Here is a 19,434-nt window from a genome sequence, read left to right as displayed (position 1 = left end):
GGTGCGGGACGGGTCCCCACCCTGGGGAGGCAGTACCCCAGCCGGGTAGGCCCGGCCCCTTCTTCCGGCTGGCGTCGGAGAAATTGGCCGCCACCCCCCCCGCTCCCCCCTGCCCGTGCCCGGACACGAGCAGGGTGGTGACCTCCGGCCCGGAGTCAAGCCCGGCGCGCCCGGAGTGAAACAGGTCACGTGACCGGCTTTTCGGTACGCACGACGCCCGTAGATGGTTTACGGTTCATTCATACGTGGCACGGGGTCGACCGTACCGTCCTCCGTTCGCCACCGCATACGGCCCTGGCTGGTCTCCCCCGTCCAGCCAGGGCTTTTTCATGCCCTCGCACGGCCCCGCCCGGCAGTTGTGTCCGCCGAGGTGCCCAGGACGCCGCCAGCCGCTGAAATGGGCGTAGGGAAAGCACCGGAACCCGTCCCGGCGAGGAGCCCCGCCTCATGACCAAAGCGACGAAACTGCTGACCGTCCTTCCCCCGCCGCAGCGGGAGCGTCTGATGGCGCTCGGGCGGGAGGTCGCCTTCCCGGAGGACACCCGCATCTTCGAGGCCGGAGGAACGGCCGACCGCTTCTGGGTGATCCGCTCGGGCGCCGTCTCCCTCGACCAGCAGGTCACGGCGGTGCAGCGGGTCACGGTCGCGGGCCTGGGCGCGGGCGACCTGCTCGGCTGGTCCTGGCTGTTCCCGCCGTACCGGTGGGACTTCGGCGCGGAGGCCTTCAGCCCGGTGCGCGCCTACGAGTTCGACGCGGCGGCCGTGCGCGCGCTGTGCCAGGAGGACCCGCAGCTCGGGATGACCCTGATGCAGAGCGTCGCCGAGATCCTCGCCCACCGGCTGGAGACGACCCGCGGCAAGCTCATGGAGCACTACGCGCTGCACCGGCGCGGCGGCCGCTAAGGGCTGTCCCGCGATTCCTGGTGGATCAGCGCGCGGCGTCGGATGCGGTGCATCGCAAGCTCGTTGCATCTTTTTTGTCGGGGCCACTGTCGCAGCCCCGGCCGGACGCCTGGGACCCGGTCCGGTCAGCGGGACGCCGGCCCGGACCCGAGCGACGCCAGCTGGGCCGCCGCGCTGTCCAGCAGCATGTCGAGGGCCGTCGGGTAGGCGCTGGTGACCATGCGGGTGGCGAGCAGGGGCGCGGCCTCGGCGATCCGGGGGTGGGTGGCCCGGGGCAGCCGGGCGTAGGTCGACCGCCACATCTCCTCGTCGGCGCGCTGCGCGGCCGTCGGCAGGGCCAGCGAGGCGGCGTCGAGGGCGGCGAAGGCCAGGGTCTGGTCGATGAAGGCGTGGTAGATGCGGACCGTGTCCGGCGTGGGGAAGCCGGCTGCGCGCAGCACGTCCAGCACGGCCTCGTCGGCGGCGAGTTCGTGGGCGCGGCCGGTGACCCGGCTGGTGGTCAGCAGGGCCGCCTGGGGGTGGGCGACGTACGCGCCGTGGATGCGCAGCCCGATGTCCCGCAGGTCCGGGCGCCACCTCCCCGTCGGCCGCCAGCCGGCCAGGGCCTGGCCGATGAGGGCGTCGCCGATGGCGAGCGTCAGGTCGTCCATGCCCCGGAAGTACCGGTAGAGCGTGCTCGGGTCGGCGTCCAGGGCGAGACCCAGGCGCCGGGCGGTGAGGCCGGCGCCCCCGTGTTCGCGCAGCATGCGCAGCGCGGTCTCGACGATCAGCGCCTCGGACAGGACGGTGCCGCCCCTGGTCGGCCGGCGCCGTCGCCGCTTCTCCTCGGGCACCACCGGTTTCGCCATGCCGGCCTCCTGCCGTCCGTGCACCCCGTACACGTGCCCGTACGGGCGCTCTTATGCCAACGTCATTGACCTTACGCCAGGGGCGGCGTTGTATCTGCGGCCAGGGCCTCCCCCGACCTCGACCGTCAGGAGTTTCAGTCATGCGCGTACTGCTTGTGGGAGCCGGCGGTGTCGGTACCGCCATCACCCGGATCGCGGCCCGGCGGCCGTTCTTCGAGGAGATGGTGGTGGCCGACCACGACCCGGCGCGCGCCGAGGCGGCCGTCGCCGCCCTCGGTGAGGCAGGGGGACGGTTCCGTGCCGAGCGGGTGGACGCCGGCGACGAGGCGGCCGTGGTGTCACTGCTGCGCCGCCACGCGTGCGACGTCCTGCTCAACGCCACCGACCCGCGGTTCGTGATGCCCCTGTTCGGAGCGGCGCGCACGGCGGGCGCCACCTACCTCGACATGGCGATGTCCCTGTCACGGCCGCACCCCGAACGCCCGCACCTGGAGTGCGGGGTCAAGCTCGGCGACGCGCAGTTCGCGCAGGCCGACGACTGGGCGAAGGCGGGCGCGCTGGCCCTGGTCGGGATGGGCGTGGAGCCGGGCCTCTCGGACGTCTTCGCGCGCTACGCCGCCGACGAACTCTTCGACGAGATCGAGGAGATCGGCATCCGCGACGGCGCCGACCTGACCGTCGACGGCTACGACTTCGCGCCGTCCTTCAGCATCTGGACCACCATCGAGGAGTGCCTCAACCCGCCGGTGGTCTACGAGGCCGACCGCGGCTGGTTCACCACCGAGCCGTTCAGCGAGCCCGAGATCTTCGACTTCCCCGAGGGCATCGGTCCGGTGGAGTGCGTCAACGTGGAGCACGAGGAGGTGCTGCTCGTGCCGCGCTGGGTCGACGCGCGCCGCGTCACCTTCAAGTACGGCCTGGGCCGCGAGTTCATCGACACGCTCAGGACGCTGCACCTGCTGGGTCTGGACAGCACCACCCCGGTGACCGTGGGGAGCGCCGCCGGCCCGGTGGCGGTCTCCCCCCGGGACGTGGTCGCCGCCTGTCTGCCCGACCCGGCGACGCTCGGCGAGCGGATGCGCGGCAAGACCTGTGCGGGCACCTGGGTGCGGGGCGTGAAGGACGGGGCGCCGCGCGAGGTGTACCTGTACCACGTGGTCGACAACCAGTGGTCGATGGCCGAGTACGGCTGCCAGGCGGTGGTCTGGCAGACGGCCGTCAACCCGGTCGTCGCGCTGGAACTGCTGGCCACGGGCGTCTGGTCGGGCGCCGGCGTCCTCGGTCCCGAGGCCTTCACGGCCGGCCCGTTCCTGGATCTGCTGACCGGGTACGGCTCCCCGTGGGGCATGCGCGAGCAGTGAACACGTATGTTCCGGGCAAAGTCTTGTTTCACCGGCGCGTCGACAGGTGACCCGAAAGCGAGTAAGCCATCCCCGAGGGCACGATCAGATCGCAGGTGACTTTCATGGACAACTGGCGCGAGCACGCCGTGTGCCGCCACGAGGACCCCGACCTCTTCTTCCCCTTCGGTACCACCGGCCCCGCCCTGGTGCAGGTGGAGGAGGCGAAGGCCGTCTGCCGGCGCTGCCCCGTCCAGGAGCAGTGTCTGCAGTGGGCGCTCGACACCGGGCAGACCATCGGCGTGTGGGGCGGAACCGGTGAGAACGAGCGCCGCGCGCTCAAGCGGCGGGCGGGCGCCCGGCGCAGCGCCGGGTGAGCCGGGCCCCGGTCAGCCGGCCGTGCGGCGCAGCGGTCCCCACGGGTTCGCCTGCCGGGCCACCTCCGCCCGCGCCTCGTCGATGACGCCGGGGGCGATCCGGCCCACGGGCCTGACCTCGGCCACCAGTGGTTCGTTGTCGGGCCCGCGGGCCGCCTCCCTGCCCTCCAGGAGCCACGGCCGTACGCCGGGACCCTTCTCGTGGGGCAGATGGCCGTAGTCGTGCAGGCGCCGGGCCACCCACAGCTCCACGGGCCGGTCCTGCCACCATTCCTCGATGTCGAGGGGGTTCGCGGACAGTCCGGGCAGCGGGATGCCGGTCAGGTCGTCCTTGCTGGAGACCTGGGCGAGATCGATCGCGGGTCCGCGCGACCAGCGGACGTACAGGCCGCGCCGCGTCTCGACCAGGCCGGCGAGTTCGGCGAGGGTGCGTACGACCGGCAGGCCGTCCGGTGTGCTCATGGGAAAAACCTCTTTCTTCTCCTCGTCCTCGCGCGGTCGGAGTACCCGCGCGGGACGAGGAGAACCGGCCGGGTCCTCAGTCGCCCACCGGTGCGGGTGTGCCGGGAAGGGTGAGGGTGAACACGCTGCCGGCGCCGGGTTCGCTCGTCACGCCGGCCGTGCCGCCGTGGGCGGCGACCAGGTTGCGGACGATGGCCAGGCCCAGGCCGCTGCCCCCGGTGCGGCGGCTGCGGGACTGGTCGGCTCGCCAGAAGCGCTCGAAGACGTACGGAAGGTTCTCGGGCGTGATGCCCGAGCCGGTGTCGGCGACGGTGAGCACGACGTCGTCGCCGTCGCGCCACGCGGTCAGGGTGACGCTGCCGCCGGCGGGTGTGTGGCGCAGCGCGTTGGAGACGAGGTTGCCGAGTACCTGGCGCATGCGCACCGGGTCCGCGTCCAGCCAGAGGGTGTCGCCGGCCTTGGCGGGCAGGGCGACCCCGGCCGTGTCGGCGGCGACGCGGTGGGCGGCGACGACCTGGTCCAGGAGGTCGTCGACGCGCACGGGTTCGCGGTGCAGGCGCAGGGTGCCGGCGTCGGCTGCGGCGAGGTCCTGGAGGTCGTCGATGACCCGCTGGAGAACCATCGCCTCCTCGTGCAGGGACCCCAGCAGCGCCGGGTCGGGGTCGACGAGACCGTCCCGGGTGACCTCCAGCCAGCCGCGGATGTTGGTGAGGGGGCTGCGCAGTTCGTGGGCGATGTCGCTGACCATCGCCTTGCGCTGGGCCTCCAGGCGTTCCCGGCGCTCCGTCAGGTCGTTGAACGCCTCGGCCAGGATGCCGGTCTCGTCGTTGGTCGTCACCGGCACCCGGACGTGCAGTTCGGGCGGCTGCTGCGCCGCCTCGGTCAGGGCGCGCAGGGGCCGTACCAGACGGGTCGCGACGACGGCCGTCACGAGGACGGTGAGGGCGAGGACTGCGGCGGCGGCGCCGACGACCTTGGTCTTGTTCTTCGCCGACACCTCGAAGCGGGGCGCGATGCTGTTCCCGCCGCCCAGGAACAGCTCCGCCACGGGCGCGACATACGGGTCCAGCTGGGCGCGGCGCGCCTTGTCGGTGCAGGACCGCGCCTTTCGTACGTCGTCCTCGTCGCCCAGTTTCGCGTAGGCGCCCAGGACGTAGCGGGAGGTGAGACTGCTGTCCGCGATGTCGACCCCGAAGGACGGCGTCCGCAGGTCCTGGCCCACCAGGGGGCCCAGACAGTCACGGGCGCGCTCCATCAGGTCCTTCAGCGCCCTGCTCTCGGTGGCGGTGGGGGTGTTGAGCCGTCCGTCGGCGCACTTCAGGGGCACGTAGTCGGAGGAGGCGGTGCCGTCCGGGTCGGTGAGGACGGGGCGGCCGCTCGGCGTGGTCGAGAGGCTCCGGACGGCGCCGAAGAGGGCGAAGCACTTCTGCCGTTCCCTGGCCAGCTTCTGCAGCCGGGTGCGTTCGGCGGCGGGCAGGAGGTAGGGCCCGACGACCCGCGGGTCGATGCCGCTGCGCTGCGCGCCGGGTTCCGTGTAGGTGTCGGTGTGCAGCGGGTCGACGGTGGCGGCCGCGCGCGGCGGCAGGGAGGTGCCGTGCGGCGCGGAGTCGGCTATCAGGGAGCGGTCGGAGGCGGTGAGGGCGATGCGCCGGCCCATCTTCCGGGACAGGGCACGGAGCGTGGGGTCGACGCCCTTCCAGTCGGGGTGGGTCGCGGCGTATCCGCTCAGCCGGGCGAGGATGCGCATGTCGTCGGCGAGGTCCTGTCCCTGCTCCTGCTGGATGGCCCGGGTGGTGGTCTCCACCGCGAGCCAGGCCGTCGCCGCCACCGAGCAGAGCGCGATGAGCACGGTGGCGACGAGCAACCGGAACAGGAGCCTCTTGTGCACCGGTATCCGGGCTCTCACTCGCGGCCTCCACTGAGTTTGTAGCCGAAGCCGAACACCGTCACCAGCCGGACGGGCCGGCGTGGATCGGCTTCGGTCTTCCTGCGCAGGTTCATGATGTGGACGTCGATCGCCCGTTCCGTGGACGCCCGGTCGAAGCCCCGGGTGCACTGCAGCAACTGCCGCCGGGTGAAGACCCGTTCCGGTTCGGAGGCCATCGCCAGCAGAATCTCGAACTCGGCCGGCGTGCACTCCACCGGCACCCCGTCGCAGCGCACCTCGTGCCGCAGCCGGTCGACGGACAGACCCCCCGCCCGTACGACGGTGTCCTCGCGCCGGTCCCCGGCGGTGCGGCCGCTGCGCCGCAGGACCGTGCGGATGCGGGCCATCAGCTCGCGCGGGCTGTACGGCTTGGTCATGTAGTCGTCCGCGCCGAGTTCCAGGCCGAGCAGAACGTCGTCCTCGGTGGAGCGCGCGGTCAGCATCAGTACGGGGATGTCGTCGTCGCCGCGCAGCGCGCGGCACACCCCGAAGCCGTCGATCACCGGCAGCATGAGGTCGAGCACGACCAGGTCCGGCCGCGACCGCCGGGCCTCGTCCAGGGCGGCCCGTCCGTCGTGGACCACGGTCACGGTGTGGCCCTCCGACAGCAGGGAACGCCGGATGAGTTCGGCCTGCATCTCGTCGTCCTCGGCGACCAGCACGTATGCGCACACTCGGCGGATCCTAGGCGCTCACCGGGCGAGGGACGCGGCGTCCCCCATGACCACGACGGGATGCCGGGCGGGGTCCAGCTCCCGCAGCAGTTGCCTCATGTGGTCCTCGGCCAGGGACACGCAGCCGTGCGTGGGGCCGCCGTGGTCGACGTGGAGCCAGATGCCGCCGCCGCGCCCCGCGCCGAGCGGGCGGGTCCAGTCGAGGGGCGAAGTGCCCGGCCGCCGGTTGTAGTTGATGGCGATCACGTAGTCGAACGACCCGGCCAGCGGCTCGCCCTCGAAGCCGGTGCCGGGTGAGGTGAAGCCGGGCCCGCGGTCGTACGTCAGCCGGGTACCGGGGTCGCGGAGCAGCCCTCCGGCGTCGGTGAGGGTGTAGACGCCGGTCGGTGAGCGCAGGTCGCCGGCCGTGTGGTGGTCCGACCAGCCCTTGAGCGCGTTGTGCGCGGGCCAGTTCGCGCCGGGTTGCCAGCCCCGCTCGGTGCGCTCGTACAGGACGACCGTGGACCGGGGGGAGTTCACGCCCCGTCCGGTCACGAGGACGACCTGCCGGGTACGGGCGGGTATGCGGGCCAGCGTCCTGGGACCGACGCCCGACAACCGTGCGGGGGCCGCCTCGGCGGACATCCTCGCCGAGGGCGAGGAAGTGACCGAAGGAGTGGGGGTGGCCTCGGGGGCGGCCGAGTCGCCCGTCGCCGCCACGACGCCGCCGCCGCATCCCGTCAGGAGCAGGGACGCGGCGAGCAGCGCGACGCGGGGTGTGCGTGTGATCATGAGTCGACCATGACCGACGCATGTGAGGAACTCGTCAGGTCCTCATGGGGTGTTCGGCTTTCCCGCGGCGTACAACCAGGTGTGGAACAGGCTGTCGAGGTCCTGGCCCGACTCCCGCTCGGAGAGGCGGACGAACTGCGCGGTCGTGCCGTGGCCGTCGCGGTGACCGGTCGCCCAGGCCCGCAGGATCCGGCGGAACGCCTGGTCGCCGACGGCCTTGCGCAGTTCGTGCAGGGCCATCGCCCCGCGCGCGTACACGGGCGTGCCGAAGATGTTGGCGCCGCTGCCCGGGTTGCCGGGCGGGAACGCCCACAGGTCGTCACCGGCCGGACGCGCGTAGAGCTGGTCGAACGACTTCTGCGCGCTGTCGCCGCCGTGCTGCTCGCTGTAGAGCCACTCGGCGTAGGTCGCGAAGCCCTCGTTGAGCCAGATGTCCTTCCAGGAGGTCAGCGACACGGAGTCGCCGAACCACTGGTGGGCGCTCTCGTGGACGAGGGTGCTCAGGTCGGGCGCCGAGTCGTAGACGGGACGCGTCTGCGTCTCCAGCGCGTACCCGACGTCCGGGGCCTTGTCCACGATCGAGCCGGCGGCACGGAACGGGTAGGGCCCGAAGAGCCTGCTCTCCCACTTCAGGACGGAGGGCAGCTTCTTCAGCACGGGGGCGGCCGCGGCGGCCTCGCGCGGGTCGACGGCGTTGTAGACCTGGATGCCGTCGGCGGTGGTGTAGCGCTCGACCTTGAACTTCCCGACCGTGGCCGTGGCCAGGTAGGCGGCCATGGGTTCCCGCTGGCGCCAGCGGAACGTGGTCTTCCCGTGCGCGGTCCTCGCCCCGAGGTAGACGCCGTTGGCGACCGCGGTGCGCCCCTTGGGCACGGTGAGGGTGAAGTCGTACGACGACTTGTCCAGCGGGTGGTTGTTCGCCGGGAACCAGGTCATCGCGCCCTGCGGCTCACCGGCGACGAAGGCCCCGTCGTCGGTGGGGATCCAGCCGTCGGCCGAGCCGTCCGGGTCGGTGACCGGCTTCGGGGTGCCCTTGTAGGTGACGGTGACCTTGAACGTCTGGCCCTCGCGCAGGGCGTGGCGCGGGGTGACGACGAGTTCCTGGCCGGAACGCCGGTAGGCGGCCCTGGTGCGGCCGACCGTGAGGCCGGTGATCTTCAGCCCCTTGAAGTCGAGGTCGAAGCGGGTCAGTTTCCGGGTGGCGACCGCGGTCAGGACCGCCTTGCCGTCGAGGTGGCGGCCGGCCGGGTCGTAGCCGAGGGTGAGGTCGTAGTGCTCGACGTGGTACCCGCCGTTGCCCGCGAGCGGGAAGTACGGGTCACCCGCACCGGACGCGCCGATGGTGCCCGCCGCGGCGGGCCCGGCGGCCGCGAGCAGCGCCGCCAGGGCGACGGGGACGGTCACGACCACGGCCTCCCGGCGGAGGACGGCGGTACGTCTGAGGGCCTGTGTCACATGCGCTCCTGCGTCTTGCGGGGTGGACAACCGCCCCAGCGTAGGGGCCACCCGGCTCGAAATCCCCCTCGATCAGGTCAAGTCGCGCCGTGTGACCCGCTGTGCACCACCGTCTCCCGGACCCCGGCAGTACGCTCCCGGCACACCGCCGGACCTCGCAGAAGGGCTCCGTCCATGACTGTGCGCGTGCGTCGCGTCTACGAACCGCCCGAGCCCGGCGACGGGGTGCGGGTCCTGGTCGACCGACTGTGGCCGCGCGGCCTGTCGAAGGACGCGGCGCGGGTCGACGAGTGGCCCAGGGATCTGACGCCGTCGACCGGACTGCGGCGCTGGTACCACACGGACGAGGCGTCCTACGAGGAGTTCACCCGCCGCTACCAGGCGGAGCTGGACCGCCCCGCGGCCGCCGAACTCCTGGACCGGCTGCGCGCGTCGGCGGACCAGGGTGCCGTGACGCTGCTGACCTCCGTCAGGACACCCGAGCGCAGCCACGCGTCGGTGCTGGCCCGTCTCCTCCAGGCGTGAGGAGACGGGCCACCCGGCACGCTCAGGCGGTCTGCCGGGCCGCCGCCCGCCCCGCCGCCCGGCCGGAGAACAGGCAGCCGCCGAGGAAGGTGCCCTCCAGGGCGTTGTAGCCGTGCACGCCGCCGCCGCCGAACCCGGCCACCTCGCCGGCCGCGTACAGGCCCTCGATCGCCTGCCCGTCGGCGCCCAGGGCGCGGGAGTCCAGGTCGGTCTGGATGCCGCCGAGCGTCTTGCGGGTGAGGACGTGCAGCCTGACGCCGATCAGCGGGCCGGCCGCCGGGTCGAGGATGCGGTGCGGGGTGGCGACCCGGCCGAGGCGGTCGCCGATGTAGCGGCGGGCGTTGCGGATGCCCTGGACCTGCGCGTCCTTGCTGTAGGCGTTGGTGATCTGGAGGTCGCGGGCTTCGATCTGGCGGCGCACCCCGGCCGCGTCGAGGAGCGGCTTGTCCGTCAACGCGTTCATCTTGTCGACGAGTTGCTCCAGGTTGGGAGCGGTCACGAAGTCCGCGCCCCTGCGCAGGAACGCGTCGACCGGTCCCGGCGCGCCCTTGCCGAGCACCCGCTCCCTGAGGAATCCCGCGCGGTCCTTCGCGGTGATGTCCGGGTTCTGCTCGGAGCCGGAGAGGGCGAACTCCTTCTCGATGATCTTCTGGGTGAGGATGAACCACGAGTGGTCGTGGCCGGCGATGTCCTCGGTGGTGCGCAGGTGTCTGAGGGTGCCCAGCGTGTCGTAGCCGGGCAGGCAGGGGTCGGGCAGCCGGCGGCCCAGGGCGTCGAACCACATGGAGGACGGGCCGGGCAGGATGCGGATGCCGTGGCCGGGCCAGATCGGGTCCCAGTTCTGCAGACCCTCGGTGTAGTGCCACATGCGGTCGCGGTTGACCAGCCGTACACCGGCCTCCGCGCTGATGTCGAGCATCCGTCCGTCGACGTACGCCGGGACGCCGGTGACCATCTCGGCGGGCGCGGTGCCCAGCCGCTCGGGCCAGTGGCGGCGGACGATCTCGTGGTTGGCGCCGATGCCTCCGGTGGTGACGACGACGGCCTGCGCGGTGAGTTCGAAGTCGCCGACGCGGTCACGGTTGGAGGCGACGCCCCGCGCCGAGCCGTCCTCGGCCAGCACGGTGCCGCGCACCCCCCGCGCCGTCCCGCCCTCGATGACGAGTTCGTCGACCTGGTGGCGGTGGTGGAAGGTGAGCAGCCCGTCGCGCGCGGCCTGCCGGGCGTAGCCGACGAAGGGCTCCACGACACCCGTGCCGGTGCCCCAGGCGACGTGGAAGCGGGGGACGGAGTTGCCGTGGCCGTCCGCGCGCAGGTCGCCCCGCTCGGCCCAGCCGACCGTCGGCAGGAAGGAGATGCCGTGGCCGCTCAGCCAGGACCGCTTCTCCCCCGCCGCGAACTCGACGTAGGCGCGCGCCCAGCGCAGCGCCCACGCGTCCTCGTCGTCGGTCCGGTCGAACCCGGCGCTGCCCTGCCAGTCGTTCCAGGCCAGGTCGAAGGAGTCCTTGATGCCGAGGCGGCGCTGTTCGGGGCTGTCGACGAGGAACAGCCCGCCGAAGGACCAGAACGCCTGTCCGCCGAGGTTGGCGGCGTTCTCCTGGTCCACCAGCGCGACCCTCCTGCCGCGGCTGGTCAGTTCGTGCGCGGCGACCAGGCCGGCGAGGCCGGCTCCGACGACGATGACGTCCGCATCCATGGCGACCGTTCCCTTCTTCATCCGGGGGTGCGACTGCCGTCGGTCAGCAGCGCGGTGAGCAGCTGACCGAGCCAGGCGCGAGCGCGCTCGACGTCCTTGTCCAGCAGCAGTTGAGTGGTGACTCCGTCGTACGCGGCGACCACGGCGCGGGCGGCGCCGTCGACGTCGCCGAGGACGGCGGGCAGTTCGGTGTGGCCGCGGGCCCGGGCGAGCCGGTCGGCGACCGCCTGCCGCAGCCGCTCCCGGTGCTCCAGCAGGGTCTGCGCCACGTCGGGGTCGCGGGCCGCGTGCACCAGGAAGTCGGTCTTCACCAGGAGCCAGTCCAGGTCGAGCAGGAGCACCTCGGTGACGCGGTCGACGGCGGCCGGCACGTCCAGTCCGGGGCCGTCCAGGGCGAGCGCGTCGGCCACCTGCCGGGCGATCAGGTCGGCCCGGTCCCGGTAGAGGGCGAAGAACAGCGCGTCCAGGCTGGCGAAGTTGGAGTAGAAGGCGCCCCTGCTGTAGCCGGCGGCCTCGCAGACCTCCTCGATGGAGACGCGGCCGAACCCCTTGGCCGCGAACACCTCGAACGCGGCGTCCAGCAGTCTGGCGCGGGTCCGGACCCGGCGCCTGGTCACGCGCGGGGTCGGGTCGTTCCCTGCCATCGGCCGCCTCCGTTCGATACATGAATGTATCCGATACACCAACGTATCCAACAGGTCCCGGCAGAGACGGTTCGACCCGCCTCCCGACATCCAGGATGGAACACATTTTCGAATACGGAGTACGCTGGCCTCATGACCAGGCACCTCCAGGGCTCCCTCTTCGACCAGAGCGACCAGTTGCGGCTCGGCTCCCTGCGCGGGACGCACCGGACCTCGCTCGGCCGCGGCGCCTGGATCGACGTGCTGCCCGGATGGCTCGGCGGCTCCGACGCACTGTTCGAACAGCTGGCCGCCGAGGTCCCGTGGCGGGCGGAGCGCCGCACCATGTACGACCACGTGGTCGACGTACCGAGACTGCTCTCGTTCTACGGCGCGGACGACCCGCTGCCGCACCCCGTGCTGGACGAGGCACGCGAGGCGCTCTCGGCGCACTACGCCGGGGAACTGGGCGAGCCGTTCACCACGGCCGGGCTGTGCTACTACCGCGACGGCCGCGACAGCGTGGCCTGGCACGGCGACCGGATCGGGCGGGGCGCCCGCAGGGACACCATGGTCGCGATCCTCTCCGTCGGCGCGCCCCGCGACCTGCTGTTGCGGCCGGCGGGCGGCGGCGACACGGTCCGGCGTCCGCTCGGACACGGCGACCTCATCGTGATGGGCGGCTCCTGCCAGCGGACCTGGGAGCACTGCGTCCCCAAGTCCAGCCGCGCCACGGGACCGCGCGTCAGCGTCCAGTTCCGCCCGCACGGCGTCCGCTGAGACCGCGGGGCGGGTACCCGCCGCCCGTTGGGACCCGGGAGGCCGGACCCGCCGCGTCCGCCTCCGCGCCGATCTGCTTTGCTGACTCCGTCGGGCAGACACCTCACCACCCGGGGACGAACATGCAGACGGACGTGCGGCACGTCGCCGACGGCACCTACCTGGTGCACGGCAGCGACACCAACTGGGTGATCCTCACCGAGGGCGACGCCGTGACCCTGGTCGACACCGGCTACCCGGGCGACCGGGAGCGGCTGCTCGCCTCCCTGACGGCGGTGGGCAGTTCACCCGAGGCGGTCACCGCGGTGCTCGTCACCCACGCCCACAACGACCACCTCGGCTCCGCCGAGTACCTGCGCACCACCTACGGCACGCCCGTCTACCTCCACGAGGCCGAAGTACCGCACGCGCGCCGCGACTTCCTGCACCAGGTGTCCGTCGGGACCGTCGTGAGGAACGGCTGGCGGCCCGGGGTCCTGCCGTGGGCCGTGCACGCGCTCCGCTCGGGCGGCACGGCCGAGGTCCCCGTGACCGCCCCCGAGCCCCTCCCCTCGGCCGGGCCGCTCGACCTGCCCGGCCGGCCGGTGCCGGTGCCCACGCCCGGGCACACCGACGGGCACTGCGCGTTCCACCTCCCCGGCACCGGAGTGGTGATCTCGGGCGACGCCCTGGTCAGCGGTCACCCCACGTCCCGGCTGAAGGGACCGCAGCTGCTGCCCGACATGTTCCACCACGAGCGCGCCCGCGCCGTGGACTCGCTGCGGGCCTTCGAGGACCTGACGGCCGACATCATGCTGCCCGGCCACGGACCGGTGCACCGGGGCTCCGTGCGGGAGGCGGCGGCCCTGGCCCGGGAGCGGGCGGCCTGAGCGCCGACCCAGGCTCTAAGGTCGGGCCATGGCCCTGCAGATCAACGCGACCAACCCGGAGCACCCGGCGCTCCTGCTCGAACTGCCCTGGCAGCTGCCCCTGGAGGAGTGGCCCGAGGAGTACCTCGTCCCGCTGCCCCGCGGCATCTCCCGCCACGTGGTGCGCTACGCCCGCGCCGGCGACGAGGTGATCGCCGTCAAGGAACTCGCGGAGCGGCCCGCGCTGCGCGAGTACGAGCTGCTGCGCGACCTGGACCGCCTCGGCATCCCCTCCGTCGACCCGCTGGCCGTGGTCACCGGCCGGGCCGGCCGCGACGGCGAGCTGCTGGAGCCGGTGCTGATCACCCGGCACCTGGGCGGCTCGATGCCCTACCGCTCGATGTTCGAGACGACCATGCGTCCGGCGACCATGCACCGGCTGATGGACGCGCTGGCCGTGCTCCTGGTCCGGCTGCACCTGGCCGGGTTCGCGTGGGGGGACTGCTCGCTGTCCAACACCCTCTTCCGGCGCGACGCGGGCGCCTACGCCGCCTATCTCGTGGACGCCGAGACCGGTGACCTGCACCCGCAGCTCAGCCCCGGCCAGCGCGACTACGACCTCGACCTCGCCCGGGTGAACATCAGCGGCGAGCTGCTCGACCTGGAGGCCTCCGGGGCGCTGCACCCCTCGGTGGACCCGATCGAGTTCGGCACGGAGATCTGCGCCCGCTACGGGGCCCTGTGGGAGGAACTGACCCGCGTCTCCGTCTACCCGGCCGGCAAGTACCACTACATAGAGCGCCGCATCCGGCGCCTGAACGAGCTGGGTTTCGACGTCGCCGAGATGCAGATCGAGCACTCCTCCAACGGGGACACCGTCACGTTCGTGCCGAAGGTCGTGGACGCGGGCCACCACCAGCGCCAGCTGCTGCGGCTGACCGGCCTGGACACCGAGGAGAACCAGGCACGGCGGCTGCTGAACGATCTGGAGAGCTGGATGGCCACCCAGGACGACTACGCCCCGGGCGACCCCCTCGCCGCCCGCCCGGAGGTGCTGGCCCACCGGTGGGTGCGGGACGTGTTCCGGCCCACCGTGCGCGCCGTACCGCCGGAACTGCGCGGCTCCATGGACCCCGCGGAGATCTACCACGAGCTGCTGGAGCACCGCTGGTACCTGTCGGAGCGGGTCCAGCACGACATCGCGCTCGACGCGGTCGTCGAGGACTACGTCCGCACCATCCTGCCCACGGCCCGCGAGACGCTGGTGCCCACGACGCCCGAGTGAGCCCGGCGCGGCGGCTCAGCCGTGCGGGACCACGGCGACCGGGCAGCCCGCGTGGTGCAGCACGCCGTGCGCCACCGAACCGATCCGGGCCCCGACGGCGGTGCGGTGGGCGCGCCGGCCGACGACCATCAGCTGGGCCCGTCCGGCCAGCGACAGCAGCACCTGCCCGGCACTGCCCATCTCCACGTGCTCGACCACCGCGACGTCCGGGAAGCGCTCCCGCCACGGCCGCAGCGCCGCGTCCAGCGCCTTCTTCTCATACGGCTCCAGGCCGCCGGCCTCGTCGAGGAGCTTGAGGGAGCCCGGGCTGTAGGCGAACACCGGGGGCAGGGTCCAGGCCCGCACCGCCCGGACGCTCGCGCCGCGCGCGGCGGCCGTCTCGAAGGCGAACCGCAGGGCCTCGGCGCTGTCGTCGGGCTCGCCCTGCTGGCCGACGACGATCTCCCGGCCGGCCGCCTCCGCGGCCGGGTCGTCCCCGGCCCGCACCAGGACGACGGGCCGGCCCGCCTCGGCGATCACCTGCTGTCCGACCGAGCCCAGCAGGAAACCGACGACCGGTCCGTGGCCGCGCGAGCCGAGCACCAGGACCTCCGCCTCAGCCACCGCGGCGACCAGCGCCTCGACGGGGCTGCCCTCGAGGACGTCGGTGGAGGCGTCGAGCCCGGGATGGTGTCCGGTGACGGTCTTCGCGGCCTCGGCGAGCGTCTCCCGCACCCAGCCGGCCTCCGTGGCCGGATCCGCCGCCCCGATCGCCTCGTACGGCTCGAACTGCCAGGCGTGCACCACGCGCAGGGCGAGCCCGCGGCGGACCGCCTCCCGGGCCGCCCAGGCCAGCGCGGCCAGGCTCTCCTCGGTTCCGTCGACCCCTGCCGTGATCCGGCGCGTCATGCGGTGCCCTCCCTCTGTAGCGATCACTCGGTACGGAGCCAGTCTTCACTACGCTGGTGACATGACCTTGGAGTGGGAGCAGGTTGTCGTGGACGCGGCCGATCCGGGTGCCCTGGGGCGCTGGTGGGCCGAGGCGCTCGGGTGGGTGGTGGTGGGCGACCTGCCCGACGAGTTCGAGATCCGTCCCGCCCCGGACCGGCTGCCGGGCCTGCTGTTCGTGCCCGTCCCGGAGGCCCGGTCCGGCAAGAACCGCCTGCACCTCGACTTCCGGCCCGTCGACCAGGAGGCGGAGGTCGCCCGGCTGCTCGGCCTCGGCGCCCGCCGTGCGGACATCGGCCAGGGCGAACAGGCCTGGGTGGTGCTCGCCGACCCGGAGGGCAACGAGTTCTGCGTGCTGGGGCCGCGCCGCGCCTGAGGCCCGGGCCGGCCGCACGGTATGTCCGAGCGGAGTGCGACGATCGAACATACGATGGGCGGGAACCGGCGCGGTGGGGACGGGGAACACCGCGCCGCGCATCCGACCGCTCGGGGTGGAGACGTATGGCACAGGCCGCGGACGCAGCGCGGACCGTCATCATGACCGTGGACGACGACCCGGGAGTCTCCCGCGCCGTCGCCCGGGACCTGCGGCGGCGCTACGGCGAGTCGTACCGCATCGTGCGCGCGGAGTCCGGCGAGTCCGCGCTGGAGGCGCTGCGCGAGCTGAAGCTGCGCGGGGACCTGGTGGCCGTGCTGCTGGCCGACTACCGGATGCCGCAGATGAACGGCATCGAGTTCCTCGAGCAGGCCCTGGACGTGTACCCGGGCGCCCGGCGGGTCCTGCTGACCGCGTACGCGGACACGAACGCGGCGATCGACGCGATCAACGTCGTCGACCTGGACCACTACCTGCTCAAGCCCTGGGACCCGCCGGAGGAGAAGCTCTATCCCGTTGTGGACGACCTGCTGGAGGCCTGGCGGTGCAGTGACCACCGGTCGGTGCCCAGCACCAAGGTGGTCGGACACCGCTGGTCGGCGCGCTCCTCGGAGGTACGGGAGTTCCTGGCCCGCAACCAGGTGCCCTACCGCTGGTACTCCGCCGACGAACCGGAGGGCCGGCGGCTGCTGGCGGCCGCCGGCGCCGACGGGCAGCGGCTGCCGCTGGTGGTCACCCCGGACGGCACGCCCCTGCTGGAGCCGGAGGCGCCCGAGCTGGCCGCCCGGGTGGGTCTGGCGACGACCCCGACAGCCGACTTCTACGACCTCGTGGTCATCGGCGGGGGCCCCGCCGGACTCGGCGCGGCCGTGTACGGGGCGTCCGAGGGACTGCGGACCGTGCTCGTGGAGCGGTCGGCGACGGGCGGACAGGCGGGCCAGAGCTCGCGGATCGAGAACTACCTCGGCTTCCCGGACGGCGTCTCGGGCGCGCAGCTCACCGACCGGGCCCGCCGGCAGGCCGGCAAGTTCGGCGCCGAAGTCCTCACCGCGCGCGAGGTGACGGGCCTGGAGGTCAACGGAGCCGCGCGGACCGTGCGCTTCTCCGACGGCTCGGCGATCGCCGCGCACAGCGTGATCCTGGCGACCGGCGTGTCCTACCGGCAGCTGGACGCGCCCGGCGCGGACGACCTGTCGGGCCGCGGGGTCTACTACGGCTCGGCGCTCACCGAGGCGGCCTCCTGCCAGGGCCACGACGTGTACATCGTCGGCGGCGCCAACTCCGCCGGGCAGGCGGCGATGTACCTGGCCAGGGGCGCCAAGTCGGTGACCCTGCTGGTGCGCGGGCCCTCGCTGACCGCGTCGATGTCGTACTACCTGATCCAGCAGATCAACGAGGCGCCCAACATCACCGTGCGCTGCGGCACCGTGGTGGACGCCGCCCACGGGCCCGACCACCTGGAGCAGCTGACCCTGCGCGACGTGGAGAGCGGGCAGACCGAACTCGTCGACGCGCAGTGGATGTTCGTGTTCATCGGCGCGGCCCCGCTGACCGACTGGCTCGACGGCACGGTGCTGCGCGACGCCAACGGGTTCATCCTGACCGGGCCCGACCTCACCCCCGACGGACGGCCGCCGCAGGACTGGGAGCTGGACCGGCCGCCGTACCACCTGGAGACCAACATTCCCGGCGTGTTCGTCGCGGGCGACGCCCGCGCGGAGTCCGCCAAGCGGGTCGCGTCCGCCGTCGGAGAGGGAGCCATGGCCGTGATGCTCGTCCACCGTTACCTGGAGCAGTCGTGAGCGGCGAGTGCGTGCCGTGCAGCCCCCAGGAGATCGGGGCGCTGTTCCTGTTCGAGAAACTGTCCCCCGAGCAGCTCGGGCGGCTGTGCGGCGAGGGGCGGGTGGAGCTGTTCCAGCCCGGGCCGGTGTACGCCGAGGGTGAGCCGGCGACCTGCTTCTACGTCATGATCGAGGGCACGGTCGTGTTGTCCCGCCGGGTCGGCGCCGACGACGTGGAGGTCTCCCGGACCTCCCAGAGCGGGGTGTACTCGGGCGCCATGCAGGCGTACCTGGGCGACCGGGTGATGCAGGTCTACAACAACTCGATGCGGGTCACGGAACCCACCCGGTTCTTCGTGCTGCCCTCGGACGTCTTCGCGAGCATCATGCGCGAGTGGTTCCCGATGGCGGTGCATCTGCTGGAGGGGCTCTTCTTCGGTTCGAAGAGCGCCCAGCGGGCCGTCGGGCAGCGCGAACGGCTGCTGGCGCTGGGCTCGTTGTCGGCCGGCCTCACGCACGAGCTGAACAACCCCGCGGCGGCCGCCGTCCGCGCCACCGCCACCCTGCGCGAGCGGGTGGGCAAGATGCGGCACAAGCTCGCCGTCATCTCCTCGGGCCCCTTCCCGCGGGAGGTGCTGGCCAACCTCATCGAGATCCAGGAGCGCACCGCCGAACGCGTGGCGAAGGCGCCCGTGCTGACCCCGCTGGAGGCCTCGGACCGGGAGGACGCGGTCGGCGACTGGCTGGAGGACCACGACATCCCCGAGGGCTGGCGGATCGCCCCCACCTTCGTGCAGGCGGGGCTGGACCTGGACTGGCTGGACCAGGTCGCGGCGGCCGTGGACCCGGAGATCCTCCCGAGCGCGATCGGCTGGCTCAACTACACCGTCGAGACCGAGCTGTTGATGGACGAGATCGAGGACTCCACCACCCGCATCTCGCACCTGGTCGACGCCGCCAAGCAGTACTCCCAGCTCGACCGGGCGCCCTTCCAGAACGCCGACGTCCACGAACTCCTCGACAGCACCCTGCTGATGCTCTCGGGGAAGACCGGCCGGCAGATCAAGGTCGTCAAGGACTACGACCGTACGCTCCCGAAGATCCCGGCCTACCCCGCGGAACTCAACCAGGTGTGGACCAACCTGATCGACAACGCGGTCTCCGCCATCAACAGCGCCGGCGGCGAAGGCACGTTGACCGTGCGGACGGCGCTGGTCGGCGAGCAGCTGCTGGTCGAGTTCCGCGACACCGGACCCGGGGTGCCCGCGGAGATCCGCGGCCGGATCTTCGACCCCTTCTTCACCACCAAGCCGGTGGGCGAGGGCACCGGGCTGGGCCTGGACATCTCCTGGCGGATCGTCGTGAACAAGCACCACGGCAGCCTCCAGGTCGAGTCCGAGCCGGGCGACACCCGTTTCCAGGTCCTCCTTCCCCTCACCGCAGCCGAGAGCGACACGCCAGAGGAGCCCGCATGACCGGCGACACCCCCATCGACCCCACCGTCCCGCCGAGCGGCGCCGGCTGCCTCGACTGCGACGCGGCCGGCGGCTGGTGGTTCCACCTGCGGCGCTGCGCGGCCTGCGGCCACGTCGGCTGCTGCGACTCCTCCCCCTCCCAGCACGCCACCGCCCACTTCAAGGCCACCGGTCACCCGGTGGTCTCCAGTTTCGAACCGGGCGAGGACTGGTTCTGGGACTACTCCGCCAACGAGATGTACGAGTCGGGCCCCGAGCTCGCCCCGCCCGTCAGCCACCCCGAGGACCAGCCGGTGCCGGGCCCCGCCGGGCGGGTGCCGGCGGACTGGACGCGGTCCCTGCACTGAGCCGCCCGACAACG

General features: G+C 72.7%; 20 protein-coding genes. 11 read left to right on the top strand and 9 right to left on the bottom strand.

Translation table 11 applies throughout. The features are described 5' to 3' along the window. Positions 1–447: 447 nt before the first annotated feature. The gene (locus AC07AZ_RS26545; protein WP_478851942.1) at positions 448–903 is read left to right on the top strand and encodes a cyclic nucleotide-binding domain-containing protein; all 456 of its coding nucleotides are present in this window, start codon (positions 448–450) and stop codon (positions 901–903) included. Between the two features lie 125 nt (positions 904–1,028). On the opposite strand, the gene AC07AZ_RS26540 is transcribed toward AC07AZ_RS26545, so the two are convergent. After that, positions 1,029–1,751: a TetR/AcrR family transcriptional regulator gene (locus AC07AZ_RS26540; protein WP_478851940.1), complete on the bottom strand. Its 723-nt coding sequence runs from the start codon at positions 1,749–1,751 to the stop codon at positions 1,029–1,031. A gap of 140 nt (positions 1,752–1,891) precedes the next feature. Between AC07AZ_RS26540 and AC07AZ_RS26535 the strand changes: the two genes are divergently transcribed. Further along, positions 1,892–3,112, top strand: a complete 1,221-nt coding sequence (locus AC07AZ_RS26535; RefSeq protein WP_478851938.1) for a saccharopine dehydrogenase family protein — start codon at positions 1,892–1,894, stop codon at positions 3,110–3,112. A 104-nt stretch (positions 3,113–3,216) separates the two neighbouring features. After that, on the top strand, positions 3,217–3,468 hold the full coding sequence (locus AC07AZ_RS26530; RefSeq protein WP_478851936.1) for a WhiB family transcriptional regulator: 252 nt from the start codon (positions 3,217–3,219) through the stop codon (positions 3,466–3,468). 12 nt (positions 3,469–3,480) lie between these two features. On the opposite strand, the gene AC07AZ_RS26525 is transcribed toward AC07AZ_RS26530, so the two are convergent. The 5 genes from AC07AZ_RS26525 to AC07AZ_RS26505 form a co-directional block, all read right to left on the bottom strand. Further along, positions 3,481–3,930, bottom strand: coding sequence for a DUF6098 family protein (locus tag AC07AZ_RS26525; protein ID WP_478851934.1), 450 nt, complete (start codon positions 3,928–3,930; stop codon positions 3,481–3,483). 76 nt (positions 3,931–4,006) lie between these two features. Beyond that, positions 4,007–5,836 (bottom strand): sensor histidine kinase, encoded by a 1,830-nt coding sequence (locus tag AC07AZ_RS26520; RefSeq protein WP_478851932.1) that lies wholly within the window; start codon positions 5,834–5,836, stop codon positions 4,007–4,009. Then, a complete protein-coding gene (locus tag AC07AZ_RS26515) occupies positions 5,833–6,531 on the bottom strand; it encodes a response regulator (RefSeq protein WP_478851930.1) in 699 nt (232 codons plus the stop codon). Before AC07AZ_RS26515 ends, AC07AZ_RS26520 begins: the two co-directional genes overlap by 4 nt. A gap of 18 nt (positions 6,532–6,549) precedes the next feature. After that, positions 6,550–7,302, bottom strand: coding sequence for a L,D-transpeptidase family protein (locus AC07AZ_RS26510; RefSeq protein WP_478851928.1), 753 nt, complete (start codon positions 7,300–7,302; stop codon positions 6,550–6,552). 42 nt (positions 7,303–7,344) lie between these two features. Continuing rightward, on the bottom strand, positions 7,345–8,757 hold the full coding sequence (locus AC07AZ_RS26505) for a M1 family metallopeptidase (protein WP_478851926.1): 1,413 nt from the start codon (positions 8,755–8,757) through the stop codon (positions 7,345–7,347). Positions 8,758–8,931: 174 nt separating this feature from the next. Here AC07AZ_RS26505 and AC07AZ_RS26500 point away from each other — a divergent pair, with 174 nt between their 5' ends. Beyond that, positions 8,932–9,282 carry a DUF488 domain-containing protein gene (locus AC07AZ_RS26500; RefSeq protein ID WP_478851924.1) on the top strand — a complete coding sequence of 117 codons (351 nt, stop codon included), beginning with the start codon at positions 8,932–8,934 and terminating at the stop codon, positions 9,280–9,282. Positions 9,283–9,304: 22 nt separating this feature from the next. Here the strand turns inward: AC07AZ_RS26500 and AC07AZ_RS26495 are convergent, their stop codons facing one another. Both AC07AZ_RS26495 and AC07AZ_RS26490 read right to left on the bottom strand, forming a co-directional pair. After that, on the bottom strand, positions 9,305–10,978 hold the full coding sequence (locus tag AC07AZ_RS26495) for an FAD-binding dehydrogenase (protein WP_478851922.1): 1,674 nt from the start codon (positions 10,976–10,978) through the stop codon (positions 9,305–9,307). Between the two features lie 17 nt (positions 10,979–10,995). Further along, complete coding sequence (locus tag AC07AZ_RS26490; protein ID WP_478851920.1) at positions 10,996–11,622, bottom strand: TetR/AcrR family transcriptional regulator; 627 nt, start codon at positions 11,620–11,622, stop codon at positions 10,996–10,998. A gap of 132 nt (positions 11,623–11,754) precedes the next feature. Here AC07AZ_RS26490 and AC07AZ_RS26485 point away from each other — a divergent pair, with 132 nt between their 5' ends. The 3 genes from AC07AZ_RS26485 to AC07AZ_RS26475 all read left to right on the top strand — a co-directional run bounded on the left by AC07AZ_RS26485 (position 11,755) and on the right by AC07AZ_RS26475 (position 14,514). Further along, positions 11,755–12,381 (top strand): alpha-ketoglutarate-dependent dioxygenase AlkB, encoded by a 627-nt coding sequence (locus tag AC07AZ_RS26485; RefSeq protein WP_478851918.1) that lies wholly within the window; start codon positions 11,755–11,757, stop codon positions 12,379–12,381. A 122-nt stretch (positions 12,382–12,503) separates the two neighbouring features. Next, positions 12,504–13,250 (top strand): MBL fold metallo-hydrolase, encoded by a 747-nt coding sequence (locus AC07AZ_RS26480; protein ID WP_478851916.1) that lies wholly within the window; start codon positions 12,504–12,506, stop codon positions 13,248–13,250. A 28-nt stretch (positions 13,251–13,278) separates the two neighbouring features. Continuing rightward, the gene (locus AC07AZ_RS26475; protein ID WP_478851914.1) at positions 13,279–14,514 is read left to right on the top strand and encodes a DUF4032 domain-containing protein; all 1,236 of its coding nucleotides are present in this window, start codon (positions 13,279–13,281) and stop codon (positions 14,512–14,514) included. A 15-nt stretch (positions 14,515–14,529) separates the two neighbouring features. Here AC07AZ_RS26475 and AC07AZ_RS26470 read toward each other — a convergent pair whose 3' ends face one another. Beyond that, positions 14,530–15,402, bottom strand: coding sequence for a universal stress protein (locus AC07AZ_RS26470; protein WP_478851912.1), 873 nt, complete (start codon positions 15,400–15,402; stop codon positions 14,530–14,532). 61 nt (positions 15,403–15,463) lie between these two features. On the opposite strand from AC07AZ_RS26470, the gene AC07AZ_RS26465 reads away from it, so the two are divergent. The 4 genes from AC07AZ_RS26465 (at position 15,464) to AC07AZ_RS26450 (ending at position 19,420) form a co-directional block, all read left to right on the top strand. Further along, positions 15,464–15,817, top strand: coding sequence for a VOC family protein (locus AC07AZ_RS26465; protein ID WP_478851910.1), 354 nt, complete (start codon positions 15,464–15,466; stop codon positions 15,815–15,817). A 125-nt stretch (positions 15,818–15,942) separates the two neighbouring features. After that, the gene (locus AC07AZ_RS26460; protein WP_478851908.1) at positions 15,943–17,619 is read left to right on the top strand and encodes an NAD(P)/FAD-dependent oxidoreductase; all 1,677 of its coding nucleotides are present in this window, start codon (positions 15,943–15,945) and stop codon (positions 17,617–17,619) included. Beyond that, positions 17,616–19,073 carry an ATP-binding protein gene (locus AC07AZ_RS26455; RefSeq protein WP_478851906.1) on the top strand — a complete coding sequence of 486 codons (1,458 nt, stop codon included), beginning with the start codon at positions 17,616–17,618 and terminating at the stop codon, positions 19,071–19,073. The genes AC07AZ_RS26460 and AC07AZ_RS26455 overlap by 4 nt, the downstream gene beginning before the upstream one ends. Next, positions 19,070–19,420 carry a UBP-type zinc finger domain-containing protein gene (locus AC07AZ_RS26450; RefSeq protein WP_478851904.1) on the top strand — a complete coding sequence of 117 codons (351 nt, stop codon included), beginning with the start codon at positions 19,070–19,072 and terminating at the stop codon, positions 19,418–19,420. Before AC07AZ_RS26455 ends, AC07AZ_RS26450 begins: the two co-directional genes overlap by 4 nt. The last annotated feature ends 14 nt before the right edge of the window (positions 19,421–19,434 follow it).

The sequence above is a fragment of the Streptomyces sp. NPDC043878 genome, from assembly GCF_056435735.1.
Note: the sequence above shows the minus strand (reverse complement) of the source record. Positions and strands in the feature narration are given on the sequence as shown.

Bases quoted from the DNA above. Each gene is read 5' to 3' on its own strand.
- AC07AZ_RS26485 (WP_478851918.1), top strand. From the start codon at position 11,755: ATGACCAGGCACCTCCAGGGCTCCCTCTTCGACCAGAGCGACCAGTTG.
- AC07AZ_RS26460 (WP_478851908.1), top strand. From the start codon at position 15,943: ATGGCACAGGCCGCGGACGCAGCGCGGACCGTCATCATGACCGTGGAC.
- AC07AZ_RS26465 (WP_478851910.1), top strand. From the start codon at position 15,464: ATGACCTTGGAGTGGGAGCAGGTTGTCGTGGACGCGGCCGATCCGGGT.
- AC07AZ_RS26480 (WP_478851916.1), top strand. From the start codon at position 12,504: ATGCAGACGGACGTGCGGCACGTCGCCGACGGCACCTACCTGGTGCAC.
- AC07AZ_RS26495 (WP_478851922.1), bottom strand. From the start codon at position 10,978: ATGGATGCGGACGTCATCGTCGTCGGAGCCGGCCTCGCCGGCCTGGTC.
- AC07AZ_RS26545 (WP_478851942.1), top strand. From the start codon at position 448: ATGACCAAAGCGACGAAACTGCTGACCGTCCTTCCCCCGCCGCAGCGG.
- AC07AZ_RS26490 (WP_478851920.1), bottom strand. From the start codon at position 11,622: ATGGCAGGGAACGACCCGACCCCGCGCGTGACCAGGCGCCGGGTCCGG.
- AC07AZ_RS26525 (WP_478851934.1), bottom strand. From the start codon at position 3,930: ATGAGCACACCGGACGGCCTGCCGGTCGTACGCACCCTCGCCGAACTC.
- AC07AZ_RS26450 (WP_478851904.1), top strand. From the start codon at position 19,070: ATGACCGGCGACACCCCCATCGACCCCACCGTCCCGCCGAGCGGCGCC.
- AC07AZ_RS26510 (WP_478851928.1), bottom strand. From the start codon at position 7,302: ATGATCACACGCACACCCCGCGTCGCGCTGCTCGCCGCGTCCCTGCTC.
- AC07AZ_RS26540 (WP_478851940.1), bottom strand. From the start codon at position 1,751: ATGGCGAAACCGGTGGTGCCCGAGGAGAAGCGGCGACGGCGCCGGCCG.
- AC07AZ_RS26500 (WP_478851924.1), top strand. From the start codon at position 8,932: ATGACTGTGCGCGTGCGTCGCGTCTACGAACCGCCCGAGCCCGGCGAC.
- AC07AZ_RS26535 (WP_478851938.1), top strand. From the start codon at position 1,892: ATGCGCGTACTGCTTGTGGGAGCCGGCGGTGTCGGTACCGCCATCACC.
- AC07AZ_RS26475 (WP_478851914.1), top strand. From the start codon at position 13,279: ATGGCCCTGCAGATCAACGCGACCAACCCGGAGCACCCGGCGCTCCTG.
- AC07AZ_RS26530 (WP_478851936.1), top strand. From the start codon at position 3,217: ATGGACAACTGGCGCGAGCACGCCGTGTGCCGCCACGAGGACCCCGAC.
- AC07AZ_RS26470 (WP_478851912.1), bottom strand. From the start codon at position 15,402: ATGACGCGCCGGATCACGGCAGGGGTCGACGGAACCGAGGAGAGCCTG.